The 13,992-nt window shown below is 68.5% G+C and carries 8 protein-coding genes and 2 pseudogenes; 4 read left to right on the top strand and 6 right to left on the bottom strand.

The genetic code is table 11. From position 1 onward, the window contains the following. Positions 1-362: 362 nt before the first annotated feature. From OHA11_RS35845 to OHA11_RS35870, 6 genes and pseudogenes are all read right to left on the bottom strand, one after another. Positions 363-1,850, bottom strand: a complete 1,488-nt coding sequence (locus OHA11_RS35845; protein ID WP_266503420.1) for a glutamate synthase subunit beta — start codon at positions 1,848-1,850, stop codon at positions 363-365. A gap of 271 nt (positions 1,851-2,121) precedes the next feature. Continuing rightward, positions 2,122-2,601 (bottom strand): DUF1772 domain-containing protein, encoded by a 480-nt coding sequence (locus OHA11_RS35850; protein WP_266503422.1) that lies wholly within the window; start codon positions 2,599-2,601, stop codon positions 2,122-2,124. A 265-nt stretch (positions 2,602-2,866) separates the two neighbouring features. Next, positions 2,867-3,562, bottom strand: coding sequence for a DUF2293 domain-containing protein (locus OHA11_RS35855; RefSeq protein WP_266503424.1), 696 nt, complete (start codon positions 3,560-3,562; stop codon positions 2,867-2,869). 88 nt (positions 3,563-3,650) lie between these two features. After that, a complete protein-coding gene (locus OHA11_RS35860) occupies positions 3,651-4,046 on the bottom strand; it encodes a PPOX class F420-dependent oxidoreductase (protein WP_266503425.1) in 396 nt (131 codons plus the stop codon). Positions 4,047-4,128: 82 nt separating this feature from the next. Beyond that, positions 4,129-4,512: pseudogene (locus tag OHA11_RS35865) on the bottom strand (uridine kinase); the annotation flags it as partial. A 382-nt stretch (positions 4,513-4,894) separates the two neighbouring features. Next, on the bottom strand, positions 4,895-5,644 hold the full coding sequence (locus OHA11_RS35870) for a transposase (RefSeq protein WP_266503426.1): 750 nt from the start codon (positions 5,642-5,644) through the stop codon (positions 4,895-4,897). Between the two features lie 314 nt (positions 5,645-5,958). Here OHA11_RS35870 and OHA11_RS35875 point away from each other — a divergent pair. The 4 genes and pseudogenes from OHA11_RS35875 (at position 5,959) to OHA11_RS35890 (ending at position 13,971) form a co-directional block, all read left to right on the top strand. Continuing rightward, positions 5,959-6,384: pseudogene (locus OHA11_RS35875) on the top strand (hypothetical protein). A 105-nt stretch (positions 6,385-6,489) separates the two neighbouring features. Next, positions 6,490-6,894 (top strand): Tn3 family transposase, encoded by a 405-nt coding sequence (locus OHA11_RS35880; protein ID WP_266503427.1) that lies wholly within the window; start codon positions 6,490-6,492, stop codon positions 6,892-6,894. A gap of 565 nt (positions 6,895-7,459) precedes the next feature. Further along, complete coding sequence (locus tag OHA11_RS35885; protein ID WP_266503428.1) at positions 7,460-13,729, top strand: DNRLRE domain-containing protein; 6,270 nt, start codon at positions 7,460-7,462, stop codon at positions 13,727-13,729. Beyond that, positions 13,714-13,971 carry a hypothetical protein gene (locus OHA11_RS35890; RefSeq protein ID WP_266503430.1) on the top strand — a complete coding sequence of 86 codons (258 nt, stop codon included), beginning with the start codon at positions 13,714-13,716 and terminating at the stop codon, positions 13,969-13,971. Before OHA11_RS35885 ends, OHA11_RS35890 begins: the two co-directional genes overlap by 16 nt. Positions 13,972-13,992: the final 21 nt, after the last annotated feature.

A 13,992-nucleotide genomic window follows, 5' to 3' on the forward strand; every position in this document is an offset into this window, starting at 1 on the left:
GTTCGTCGACCGTCGTCATCGAGCACCCTCCAGGACCGACCGCCAACAGGGGGGACGCGCGGGGGTGGCCCTGCGCCTGACGACGGAACGAAGGATGGGGACGCATTCCTGCCCGACCGGGGTACGGCCGTGACAACAACACGCCTCCTACAGGCAATGATTCCACCCGGCGTTGTCTTCCATCTCATCCGGAAGTCGGATTCCGGCTCACCACCTCCTTCTCACCCAGTACTCAAGGAGCGCGCGGCCCTAGTCCTGACGGAGGCGGTGACGCTCGTCGCCGAGAACGGCGTGATCAACGGCGCGAATAACGGCGCGAATAACGGCGTGATCAACGGCGTGATCAACGGCGTGAGTGTCGGCTACGCCGTCATCGGGCGGTCGTACGGCCCGATCGGCGCCGGCAGCCGGGAGTCGCCCGTCAGATGGCGGTCCACCGCCGCCGCGACCGCCCGCCCCTCGGCGATCGCCCACACGATCAGGGACTGGCCGCGGGCGGCATCCCCGGCGGCGTACACACCGGGCACGTTCGTCGCGAAGTCCGCGTCGCGGGTGATCGTGCCGCGGCGATCGAGCGCGAGGCCCAGCTGGTCGACAAGCCCGTCGGAGCGGTCGGGGCCGGAGAAACCGAGAGCGAGCAGTACGAGGTCGGCGGGGAGCGCACGCCCGGTCCCGGGGCGCGGGCGGCGCCCGGCGTCCACCTCGACCAGATGCAGGGCACACACCCGTCCGGCCTCGTCACCGGTGAAACGGAGCGTCGACGCCGCGAAGAGCCGCGCGTCCGCGTCCGCCGCGGGCGCTGTCTCCAGGTCCCGCGCCTCCTCGTGCGCGGCCGACAACCGGTAGATCTTCGGGTACACCGGCCACGGCTCGGCATCCTCGTCCCGCTCCACGCCCGGCTGCGCGTAGATGTCCAGCTGCGTCACGGACCTCGCGCCCTCGCGCACCGCCGTACCCAGACAGTCGGCACCCGTGTCACCACCGCCGACGATCACCACATGCCTGCCCGCCGCCGACAGCGGGGACGTCTCCAGATCCCCCTCGCAGACCCGGTTCGCCAGCGGCAGATACTCCATCGCCTGATATATGCCGCTCAACTCCCGCCCGGGAACCGGAAGTTCACGCCAGGCCGTGGCACCCACGGCGAGGACGACCGCGTCGTAGCGGGCCCGCAACTCGGCCGCCCCGACGTCCCGGCCGACGGCGGTCGACGTACGGAACTTCGTTCCCTCCGCCCGCATCTGGTCGACCCGCCGTTCCAGGTGCCGCTTCTCCATCTTGAACTCGGGGATCCCGTACCGCATCAGCCCGCCGATCCGGTCGTCCCGCTCGTACACGGCGACCGTGTGCCCGGCCCGGGTCAGCTGCTGCGCCGCGGCGAGCCCGGTGGGCCCCGAGCCGATCACCGCGACCGTCTTGCCGGACAGCCGGTCCGGCGGCCGTGGCGGTGCGAAGCCGTCCTCCCAGGCCCGGTCGGCGATGGCGACCTCGACGTTCTTGATGGTGACCGCCGGCTGGTTGATCGCCAGGACACAGCCCGCCTCGCACGGCGCGGGGCACAACCGTCCGGTGAACTCGGGAAAGTTGTTCGTCGCGTGCAGCCGGTCGCTCGCCGCCCGCCAGTCGTCCCGCGAGACCAGGTCGTTCCAGTCGGGGATCAGATTGCCCAGCGGGCACGCCTCGTGACAGAACGGGACACCGCAGTCCATGCACCGATCGGCCTGCGTGCGGATGATCGGCAGCAGCGCTCCCGGGACGTACACCTCGTCCCAGTCACGGACCCGCTCGTCGACGGGGCGGCGCGGCCACTCCTCGCGGGAGGCGTTGAGGAAACCCTTGGGATCGGCCACGGCCGTCTCCCTCACGTACGTGAACGGTGCCCGTTACGGTCTCCGTCTCCGACGCCATCGTCCGGGCGGCGGGCCGAGGAGGGCCTATCGGCAGACTCTTCCCGCCACGATACGACGCCCTGGCCGCGCCCGCCCCGGACGTGCGCGGGCGCATCCACCGGCGTGCACATCCACCGGTGGGCGCGGCTACCGATCGGCGCGGCTACCGATGGGTGCGGCTACCGATGGGCGCGGCCACGCAGGCCAACCGACGAGTGCGACCACGTACATCTCAGGTCAGCGCCAGTACGTACGAGATCGACGCGGCTGCCGACGCGACCGTGCGGACGTGGTTCCACATCGACCACTCGCTCACGTACGTCGGCCAGTACGCGATGGCCTCCGGCGTACCGGCGTCCATCTCGGCCAGCTTGTTGTTGCGCGGGACATTCGCCGCGATCGTGACCCCGAAACAGCCGAACAGATACAGCGCACTGCCCAGCAGCAGCCCCACCGTGCCCTCGTCGGGCCACAGCACGAAGGTGACCACCGCGAGCACGGCACACAGCACCGCCGACCCGATGAACACGAGCATGAACGCCGGCATCAGCGCGGTCACATTGATCGCCTGCATCGCGGCGACTCCCTGCGCCGGCGGCAGCGCGGCGAGCCCCTTCATCACGAACGTCGAGAACCCGCAGAAAACCCCGGCCACCAGCCCGGTGCCGAGCACCCCCACCACAGTGATGACGAAGTACGGTCCATCGATCATGGCAACTCCCGCGTAGTAAAACCCTTGGGCAACAACTCGCGCACCGTTCCCAGAACCGCCGGGCCGGACAACCCCGAACCCAAAAATCCTGCACGGCACCCCCTGTCACCACAAGTGAAATGCCGTACGAGCAGGGTCACCATGGCCGAGCGACTCGGGGACATGTTCGGCCGTCTCGGGGCGAGGGCGAGGGCGAGGGCGAGGGCGGGGGAGGGGGAGGAGCCCGGGGTGGGGACGAGGCCGGGCTGGGGACGAGGCCCACTGTTCACCCTCGCACGGTCCCGTCCGCGCGCCACTCCGCAAGCGTCGCCTCGACCGCGGGAGCGATCCGGCGCCGGGCCTCATGACGCGGAACTCCGCTCATCAACAGCTGGTCGTACGGGGTGTCCGTGTGCCGGACCGCGGCGTGCACGGCCGAGGTCACCGCGCCCTCGGACAAGGCACGCCCGGCGGCACTACGGCCCACGCGCCCGCTGCCCCGCGCCGAGGCGTGCGCGGCGATCGCGTACGCCCGACCGGCCGGACAAGCGGGAAACAGACGCCGGATCTCCTGCGTGAACGCGTCCGTGAACCGCACATCCTCCCCGGCCCGCCGCCGGGCGTCCCGGGCCCGGCGCCGCCGCCGAGCCTCCGCGTCCGCCAGACAGCGCTCCTCGGCCCGCGCGAGCGCCGCCTCCTCGACGAGCACACCCTGCCGCTCGTACCGGCCCCGCCGCCGGTTGAACCGTACGACCACCGCCGACAACGCGCTCCCCTCCCGCGACCTCCGCGTCAACGCCGTGTCCCCCCTCGGCAGGAACACCAGATGCCCGAGGTCAACGCAGTCGAGGCACCGCGGTGCCCCCTCCTCCAGCATCAGCAACGAGAGGGGCCCGCCACGGCACTCCGCACAGTGCCGCCTCTTGAGCGGCTGGACGACGAGAAGCCCGGTGCCGGGCGGGGTAGTTGCCGTGGTCGTCATGGATGGGTCATTCCTTGGGTCATTCCCGGGGTTCGCCACCCTGCCGGTGCCGGTGCCGGTGCCGGTGCCGGCACCGGCACCGGTCGCCTCACGTCGAGAAGCCGACGATCCGCTCGGGCACCACACGGACGATGACGCGGACCTCGTCGTCCTTCTCCGCGGGCGGGTCGATGCCGAGGTACTTGTGCGAGAGCTCGTACGGGAGGCGCTTGTCCTTGTCGGGGAGGACCTCGGCGGTGCCGCGGATCTCCACCGACGTGTAGGGGTTGGCTAGGTCGAAGACCGAGAGGCTGACCCGGGGGTCGCGCCGGAGATTGCGGACCTTCTGTCGCCCGTCGGTCGAGGAGAAGAGGAGGGTGTCGCCCTCACGTTTGAACCACACCACCGAGTTCTGGGGAGCACCGCCGGGACCGAGAGTGGCGACGCTGGCGAAGTTCTTGCCGTCGAGGAGTGCACGGACCGAGTCGTCGAAGAAGACCGTCATGCCATCAGCGTAACTATATGCGCGTGCATATAAAAGCCTTTCGCTGTGCGGAACTCAGCGGAACTCATTCGCCACCTGTCCGCTACTCATCCGTTCCACCGCTCCACGCCGGATGGCGCGGGTCGTCCGCGCGCACCAGGACATCGGCCGTGTCACCCGGCGCCGTCTCGCTCTCGTAGCGCTCGTACGCGGGAAGCGTCCAATGCTCGCTCTCGGGGGTACGCCGGCGCAGCGCGGCCGGCGAGAGGCGTACGTGAACGGTGAGGTCGAACGGGAACCAGTGGCGCAGCAGCAGTGGGCCGTGCAACAACAGCACGGCGCCGGGCGGGAGTTGGACGTAGGGGGTACGAGTCGCTCGGTCGGTGGTCGGATCCCAGAGGTCGGGCAGTACACGGCCGTCCCCACCCGCTTCCAGCGGGCCGAAGACCTCGCGCCACAGGGCGCCGGTGTCGAACCAGCCGTTATGGGGCATATTAGCCATCTCCCGCATAACCCCAGGTCAGGGCGTCGTATTTTGACGCGGACACTGCAGCGGGTCGAATCGGGGGCGTCTCGACCGGGCGGCTGGCGCCACCCTGGGCCATCGTCGACTTCTTTGAAGTGGGCAGATATCCACTGATAGGCAGTCATTTCTCCCTACGTGAACGCCCAGTGCTGTGCGTTACGGAAATGCATACGACTTCGGGTGTGACTTTCCCGCCGTGCGAGGTGGTCTGTGGTCGCACCTTCGGTGGCTCTCCGTGGTCGATCCGGCATCAACCTGGGCCGACCGCACCGGGGGAGCGCTTGTGGCGGCATGTGGGGGCGGTTGTGTGCTGTGGGGTGTGGTCGTTTATCAGTGAGCTTCTTCAGCGTTGCCGCTCCAGGGTGAGGACAGCTTTCGCGATTGACGTCATGCGGTTTGGGCTGCATCGGGATCTGCGGAAGATCCGCCAGGACTTCAGGCGTGCGACGCCGCGTTCGACCGGTGCCCGTGCCGAGGTCAGGGCCCGGTTGCGGGTCTTCTCGGTGAGGGTGAGTTCTTGCAGGGGCCTGCGTTTGATGCCCGTGGTCATCCAGGGGCCGCCGCCCTGGTAGGCGAGGTCGGCCAGGATGGGGACGCCCTGGCGCTCGCAGATGCGGATGATCCGGTGGGTGCGGGCGGCGGTCAGGTCGTGAGTTCGGCCCGGCAGTGCGGGTGAGAGCCATAGCAGTCGGCCGTCCGGATCGGTGACCACCTGCACGTTCACTCCGTGCCGGCGGTGCTTGTGGGAGTAGTCGGCTCGACCGTCGCCGACCCGGTCGCACTCGGCGAGGGTGCCGTCTAGCAGGACGAAGTCCGCATCGGCCTCGCGTAGGACCTTCAGCAGTCCCGGGGCGCGTTCGGCGAGCAGGTGGATGACTGCGCTGGTGTAGGCGTGGGCGGTGGACTCGCTGATCCCGAACCCGGCAGCGATTTTCGCCGGCGTGGTGTGTTCGCGCAGGTACACCAGTGCCACCATCGCGCGTTGAGACGGGCGGAGCTTGCAGCGCCGGTCGCCCTCACGGGTGACGACGAGCATGGTGACCCACTCCACGAGTGCATGGGGAAGGTCGAGTGCGGCAGGATAGATGACCAACGAGGTCCCCGAGCAGCGTGGTTGAGACGTCAGACATCTCGATCAACAGCTCGGGGGCCTCGCTCGTTGCGCTTCGCGGACCGTCACCTGGTCGGTGGCCAGCTCGAAGAAGCTCAGTGCGTCGGCTTGGTGTGTGTGATCGCTGAGCTTTGAGCGGGGTCGGGCGGAACGCCTCTCCAAATCTGACGCTTCGTCAGGTAAGTCGGCCGGTGACAGACGACACCACGCACACCGGTGAGCCCCGCAGCCCCTTGTATGCGGAACTGGCTGCAGTCGGCTCCTATGGAGCGGATCTCAGGCATGCCCTGATCACCATGGTTGAGCCGCACTCCGGCCATGAGCGGAGTGCAATCGCTGGTACGAAGATGACCACGCCTACGTCGGGCTTCTCGTCCAGGTCATCGATGCCGATTCCCCGGGCAGGCGTGATGAACTGCTTGCGTGGCTGCGCGAGGAACACCTTCCGAAACGGCTGGCGGGCTCGCCCGCGGCCCTGGTGACCGCTTTCACGCCGACCCCGCTCCCCCTGGACCGGATGACCTACGTCAAACAGGTTGAGGGAGTTGGGACCCGGCTGACATTGCTGTGGTTCCTCCAGCACGATCCCGCGATAACTGGGGGAGTACTTCGCGGACCTGGACACGGCGGTGGCGGCCTCGGGGCTGGGTGACGTGCAGTTCGTCGCGCCGTTCATACCAACGGTGCCTGGGACGGACCGCTACGTGGACGAACTGCGGTGATCTCTCTGGGGCCGGGTGTCAAGCCCCGTCCGAGCGGCTGCACGTTCTAGCCTGAGAGGCCGTGCCGGAGGCGAGCGATGCTGCGAGCACTGCCTTGCCGCGGCAATGACGCTTGGCACGGCGGTCATCATCAGCGCACTGCTGACCAGCTGGTCCCCTCCTCCGGCCGCCGGGGCACGGCTCCTACCGGCGCAGGATCGCCCGGCAGCTGAACAAGGGCGAGTCCTCCATTCCCTGCGCTGCCAGCTCAATTACGCCCGCGAGGGCAAGATCACCCGCCGCCAGCCCGAGCAGCAGAACGAGCAGGCGTGGTGCCTGACCGTCACGACCAATGCGGTCATCTGCTGGCACACGGAGTACATGGGCCTGGCTGTGGATGAATTGCGCGGCGCCGGCCGCGAGATGGACTCCGAGGTCCTCGCGCACATCTCCCCGGCGCGCAGCTCGGCGGTCAACTACTACGGTTCCATCACCGTCGACTACGAACACGAACTCAGCCCAGCTCGATGAGAAGGGCCGCCGCCCGCTGCGGATCGTGGCCACCGACGACTCGGCAGCCGGGCTGTAGGCGGCGGTCGGCCCCGGCGCCGCCCCGCGGGGAAAAGGGCGGAGGCCGGGGCCGACGGTGTGTCCATACGGTCCGCGATGCGCGGCATTCCCGGGGGATTCCCCAGCTGTGGCGTGACGTGCAAGATTGGGTAGCCAGTGAGTGAATTATTTGGTAACTATAAACGCTCGGCAGTAAGGGGTATGCAAGGAGACCCGCCAGGGCTTTTGTCGAGTTATTGCTGATTTATCTACTTCTTCTTTCATTTCTTGGGAAAGTCTTGAAGTGGGTCAGGGAACGCATCTGCCGCTTCCAGTGTCCGGCGGCGCCGATTTGAAGTGCGCGAAACGCACAATAGGGATGCCGAAAAGTTTCGGCCAGCGTGGCGGTTTTTATGTGCCTTGGTGATTTCTTGGGTTTAGCGTGAGTCTCCCGTATGGCTGTCATGGGTGAGCTGCGCACCTTCCGTGAAGATCAGTCCGTTTTCTGTTGGCTCCGCATCGCGGAGTGTCAGGGAGGGAACTGATCATGCGTCACAGACCTGCGACCCGTGGCAGACCGAAGAAGAAGAGACAGGCCCGGCGGCTGCGGCAGATAGCCATGAGTGTGGTGCTGGCGATGGCGGTGGAGACCGTGTTGGTCGCGGAGGACAGCGGGATGGCGTTCGCCGTGGGTACGGCCACCACGGCATCCGAGTCCACTGCGGCCGCTTCCTCCACGTTGGGTCCTGCGGAGGCGCGGGATGAGGCGTCGGCGGTGCTGATGGCCCGTCTGCAGGACCGGAAGATCGAGGTGCTGGCGGCGCGGACGGCGGACTCGACGACGTACGCGCTGCCCGGTGGGGAGCTGCAGACCGAGGCGTACGCCGGGCCGGTCCGCGTCAAGCAGGACGGGGCCTGGAAGGTCATCGACACCTCGTTGTCCGACACCGGCGCGGACCTCACGCCGGCAGCGGCGGCCGCGGACATCGCGGTCTCCGACGGCGGTGACACCCAGCTGGCATCCGTGGCCAAGGGGAAGGAGTCCTTCGGGCTGGGCTGGCAGGACAAGCTGCCCGCCCCGTCCGTGAAGGGCGGCACGGCCTCCTACAACCTGGGCAGCGGGCAGACCCTGTCGGTCACCGCGCTGGCGCAGGGCTTCTCGGAGAGCATCGAGCTCGCCCAGCAGCCTGACAACGGCACGGTGTCCTACCGGATTCCGCTGCGCCTAGCCGGGCTGAAGCTGTCCCAGGCGGACTCCGGGCACCTGCTGCTGAAGAACGGCGACGGCGGTCTGGTGGCCGAGGCGCCGGCCCCAATGATGTGGGACGCGTCCAAAGACCCGGCCTCCGGGGAGTCGGCGCACCAGGACCGGGTCGCCACGACGATCGAGACCGCGTCGGACGGCTCGCAGACCCTGGTGCTCACCCCGGACAAGGACTTCCTGGCCACCGCGGCCTATCCGGTGACCGTGGACCCGACCACCACGCTGGCGGTCACCACCGACACCTGGGTACAGAACCCCGATTACCCGGACTCGCAGATCTCCTCCCAGGAGCTGAAGTCCGGTACCTACGACGCGGGCACGGACGTGGCGCGGTCGTATCTGAAGTTCAGCACGTCGGCGTTTGCCGGCAAGCACATCCAGTCGGCGACGATGTCGCTGTACTCCTACTACTCCGCCAGCTGCTCCAGCACCGCGGTGACCCAGGCCAAGCGGATCACCTCCGCCCTGGACACCACGACCCTCACCTGGGGCGCGCAGCCGTCGACCACGACGACCAACATGGCCACCAACAGCGGCCACTGGGGCTACGACGCCTCGTGCCCGGCCAACTGGTCGAACTGGACGCTGACCGGGATGGTCCAGGACTGGGCCAACGGCGCCGCGAACTACGGCATCCAGCTGCGCAGCTCGGATGAGACGGCTTCCACGAACTGGCGGCGCTTCCGCTCGGCGAACTACACCACCGCCGGGTACGCGCCGAAGCTGGTGGTGACCTACAACTCCTACCCGGCCGTCCCGACCGCTGCCGCGATTTCCCCCTCGGCGGTGAATGCCTACAACGGCAAGCGGTACGTGACCTCGCTGACGCCGACCCTGTCGGCGAAGGCGACGGACGCGGACGGCGGCACCGTCAAGGCCCAGTTCGAGGTGACCCCGGACCCCGCGTACAACGACACCACCTACACCTACACCGCGACCAGCGCGGGTGTGGCGTCCGGTGCCACGGCCACCCTGGCGATCCCGTCGGCCAACGTCTTCCCGGCGGGCAAGCACCTGCGGTTCAGGGTGCGGGGCTACGACTCCACCGACTACGGGTCCTGGACCGGCTACACCACCTTCGTGCTGAACACGGACCTGCCCGCGGCCCCGACCATCAGCTGTCCCTCGTACCCGCAGGACACCTGGTCGGCGAAGGCGCCCGGCGCGGTGACCTGCACCCTGGACACGACCTCGACGGACGGGCAGGGCTTCAAGTGGGGCCTGGACGACCCGTCGATGGCCAAGAGCGTGTACGACACGGTGGACGGCACCGGCGGTGACCCGCTGAACATCTCCATCACCCCCGCCGACGGCTGGCACACGCTGTACGCCCAGACCATCGACTCCGGCGGCAACCTGTCCACCGCGACAACCAAGTACGCCTTCGGCGTGGGTGCGGACGGTGCCGCTCTGCTCAGCCCCGGCGACGGCGACCGGCCCGCGCGCCGGGTGGCCCTGGCCGCCACCGGCAAGCCCACCTACACCGGTGTCACCTACCAGTACCGCCGCGGTGAGACCGACACCTGGCACAACGTGCCGCTCGCGGACGTCACCAAGAACAGCGACGGCTCGCCCGTGACCGCCTGGCCGCTGGCCGCCCCTAACGGCGCGCCGCCCGCACTGACCTGGAACATCACCACGTCGCTGACCGAGGACGGCCCGGTCGACATCCGCGTCGCGTTCACCGACGGCACGACGACCGGGTACTCGCCGATATCGACGGTCACCGTGGACCGCAACGCGGGCACCGCCCCGTCGGACCAGGTCGGCCCGGGTTCAGTCAACGACCTGACCGGTGACTACACCCTGTCGGCGACGGACGCGTCCGCGTTCGACATGACTGTGTCGCGTACGGCATCGTCGCGGAAGCCGACCGCAGGTGCGGACGCCGAAGGCCAGGTGGCGATCTTCGGTCCGCAGTGGACGGCAGGCACCACGGCGGAGATCTCCGACTCCGACTACGCCTACATCCGCCAGACCTCGTCCACCTCGGTGGCGGTCGTGGGCGTGGACGGCGACGGAACCGGGTTCACCGCCACCTCCGCCGGCGGCTGGAAGAGCGAGCCGGGTTCCGAGGACCTCTCCCTGACCGGGGCCCTGACAGGTTCGTTCACGCTGAAGGACACCGACGGTACGACGACCACGTTCGCGAAGGTCGACCCGGCGGCCACCACCTGGCAGGTCTCCACGACCTACCTGTCGACCAGCAACTCCACGACCACGGTGGTCTCGGAGAAGGTCGTCAACGGTTCGCTGACCCTGGCACGCCCGAAGTACGTCATCGCCCCGACCTCGGCGGTGTCGCCCTCGACGTGCGAGACGACGCCGTCCACCAAGGGCTGCCGGATGCTGGAGTTCGTCTACGCGACGGCGACCACGGCCACCGGCTGGAGCACCTCGGCGGACTTCGGTGACTACACGGGCCGGGTCAAGGAGATCCGCCTGTGGTCCACCGAACCGGGTACCGCCGCCGCTACCGCCAAGAGCGTCTCCGTCTACGGGTACGACGCGGGCGGCAATCTGCGTCAGCAGTGGAACCCCAGCCTGTCGCAGGCCACCCAGACCCAGTACTCCTACGACAGCGCCGGCCGGATCACCTGGCTCCAGGGGCAGAGTGAGCTGGCGTGGACCTTCACCTACGGCACGGCCGGCAACGCGGCCACCGCGGGCCCCGGCATGCTGCTGGCCGCCTCGCGGCCGACCCTGGTGGCGGGTTCGAAGACGCAGACCGACGGCGGCACGGCCACCACCAGCATCGTCTACGACGTACCGCTGACCGGGACCACCGCCCCCTACCAGGTGGGCGCCACCGATGTCGCGGCCTGGGGCCAGACGGACGTACCCACCGACGCGGCGGCGGTCTTCCCGCCGGATGCTGTGCCCGCGTCGCACACCGGGTCGGCCCTGACCGCGGCGAGCTACACCCGCGCCTCGATCTCCTACGTGGACGCGTCGGGCCGTGAGGTCGACAGCTCCGCCCCGGGCGGACACCTGAGCGTGACCGAGTACGACCGCCTGGGCAACACCGTCCGTGAACTGACCGCGGGCAACCGGAAGCTGGCGCTCGCCACCAGCGGTCCGGGACTGACCGAGCTGACCCTGCTCGGGATCAACGGCCTGTCCACGGCGGACCGTGCGCAGCGGCTGTCCACCACGCATGTGTACTCCAGCGACGGGAAGCGAGAACTCGAGAAGTACAGTCCCCTCCATCTGGCCACCTTGACCGGTGTCCTGCACGCCGGCACGGGTGGCACCGACCTGCCCGCGGGGAGTGAGGTGGCGGCCCGGTCCCACACAGTGACCGCCTACGACGAGGGCCGTCCGACCGACGGGACGGCCACGGTGACCGATCAGCCCACCACGGTCACCACGGGTGCGTACGTGGACGGTTACCCGTCCGACGGCGACACCCGCACCTCGAAGGCGGGCTATGACTGGGTGAAGGGCCTGCCCACCTCCACGACGGAGGACCCGGGCGGTCTGAACCTCGTCAAGACCACGTCGTACGACACCCAGGGCCGGGCCATCAAGACCACGCTGCCCAAGTCGAACGGCGCCGACGCGGGTGCGACGGTGACCACCTACTACTCGGCGACGGGTACGGGCGCGTGCAACGGGCGCCCCGAGTGGGCGGACCTGGTCTGCTCAGTGGGGCCGGCCGGTGACATCACCGGTGGCGGCACCAACCCCACCCAACTGCCCACCAAGACGGTCGAATACGACCGGTGGGGCAACACTGCCAAGCTGACCGAGACCGCCAATTCCGTGACCCGCACCACCACGACCACCTCTGACGCTGCCGGGCGTCCGACCCTGGTGTCGGTGACCGGCGGAGTGGGCACCGCGGTGCCGGACACCACCACCACGTACGACCCGGACAGCGGCGCCGTCGCCACCGTCACCGCGGGCGGCCAGACCATCACGCATGTCACCGACATGCTGGGACGGGAGATCTCCTACAGCGACGGCGGCGGCAACACCGCGGCCACCCAGTACGACGCGCTGGACCGCGTCACCAAGGTGACGGACTCCGCTCCGTCGACCACCACGTACACCTACGACACCACCCAGGACCCGCGGGGTCTCGAAACCTCCCGTACCGACTCCGTCGCGGGCACCTTCAACGCCACCTACGACGCGGACGGCGAGCTGGCCACCGAGCAGCTGCCCGGCGGCTACACCCTCACCCTGACCCAGGACGAGACCGGCGACGAGACCTCCCGGGTCTACACCAAGGACAGCGACGGCACCGTCGTCGCCTCCGACACCGCCGACCACTCCGTCCACGGCCAGACCGTCACGGACACCAACACCGCAGGCCAGACCTACGGCCGCGCCTACACCTACGACAACACCGGCCGCCTGACCCAGGCCGACGACACCGCCCCGGACGGGACCTGCACCCGCCGCGGCTACACCTTCGACAACAACACCAACCGCACCGCCCTGGCCACCAGCATCAGCGCCGCCGGAGCCGCGTGCACGTCAACGGGTGCGACCAGCACCACCAACACCTACGACAGCGCCGACCGGCTGGTGAACACGGGCATCGTCTACGACGCCTTCGGCCGCACCACCACCCAGGCATCCGGCGCGACCGCCGCCTACTACACCAACGACCTGGTCCAGCAGCAGACCTCCGGCACCAGCCGGCAGACCTGGACCCTGGACGCCGCCCAGCGCCTCGCCTCCTGGACGACGGAGACCAACAACGCCGGCACCTGGACCCAGACCGGCAGCAAGACCAACCACTACGGCAGCGACGGCGACAGCCCCGACTGGATCAAGGAGGACACCGCAGCCACCATCACCCGCAACGTCCAAGGCCCCAGCGGGGGTCTGGACGCCGCCACCGACGCCACCGGTGACACCGTGCTGCAGCTCACCGACATCCACGGCGACGTCACCGTCCAGCTCCCCCTCGACACCACCAAGGCACCCACCGCATTCGCCTACGACGAATACGGCAACCCGGAAGGCAGCACCGCCGCCACCCGCTACGGCTGGCTCGGCGGCAAACAGCGCTCCAGCGACACCGTCACCGGCGCCACCCTTATGGGAGTGCGCCTCTACGACCCCGCCACCGGACGCTTCCTCTCCATCGACCCGGTACCCGGCGGCAGCGCGAACGCCTACGACTACGTTAGCCAAGACCCCATCAACAAGTTCGATCTCGATGGGCGCTGCTGGATCTGCTGGCGCAAGCGCGTGCGCAGCGTCGGCAGGTGGGTAGGAAGGCACCAAACTCTGGTGTCATATGGCTTGGCCGCTGCCTGTTCTTTTGTCACCGAAGGATGGGGAGCACCCGCCTGCGCGGCAGGTGCTGGCGCCGTCACCGGATGGATCGCATATCGGTACAGCGTAAAGAAGCGCAAGCGTCACATCGGCGGCTACTGGGCCAGCACCTGGCGAGGTGCCCGTGATGGACTCATGGCATACGGCGCTGGACGAACCAAGCACTACTACACACAGACCCGTAGAAGCTGGAGTGCGTTCCGTACTTGGCGGCGCGGAGGCCATGGAGGCTACACACACAGATGGCCGAACTACTGACCGCAAATCATCCCGGAAGAGACATCATGGTTAGGGACCCACGAATCGCGACGCGCAAATGGGCCGCCCAACACCCCCTTTTGACGGGGGTGACGGTCGGCGGAATCTTCTACCTGGTAGAGATTCTTGCCACAGCGGACCTGCTCGGGACGCTGCCGTTCGCGATTCTGATCGGAGCGATCTTCAGCCTGACGGCGCTGAGCGAGCGCCGGCGCAGAAAGAAGCACAACCTGCCGTTCTGACGAATGGCGGCATGATGCGGG

This window comes from Streptomyces sp. NBC_00878 (assembly GCF_026341515.1).
Classification (GTDB): domain Bacteria; phylum Actinomycetota; class Actinomycetes; order Streptomycetales; family Streptomycetaceae; genus Streptomyces.

Coding starts and splice junctions, on each gene's coding strand:
- OHA11_RS35880 (WP_266503427.1), top strand. CDS start 6,490: ATGACGCTTGGCACGGCGGTCATCATCAGCGCACTGCTGACCAGCTGG.
- OHA11_RS35860 (WP_266503425.1), bottom strand. CDS start 4,046: ATGACGGTCTTCTTCGACGACTCGGTCCGTGCACTCCTCGACGGCAAG.
- OHA11_RS35850 (WP_266503422.1), bottom strand. CDS start 2,601: ATGATCGATGGACCGTACTTCGTCATCACTGTGGTGGGGGTGCTCGGC.
- OHA11_RS35855 (WP_266503424.1), bottom strand. CDS start 3,562: ATGACGACCACGGCAACTACCCCGCCCGGCACCGGGCTTCTCGTCGTC.
- OHA11_RS35890 (WP_266503430.1), top strand. CDS start 13,714: ATGGCCGAACTACTGACCGCAAATCATCCCGGAAGAGACATCATGGTT.
- OHA11_RS35885 (WP_266503428.1), top strand. CDS start 7,460: ATGCGTCACAGACCTGCGACCCGTGGCAGACCGAAGAAGAAGAGACAG.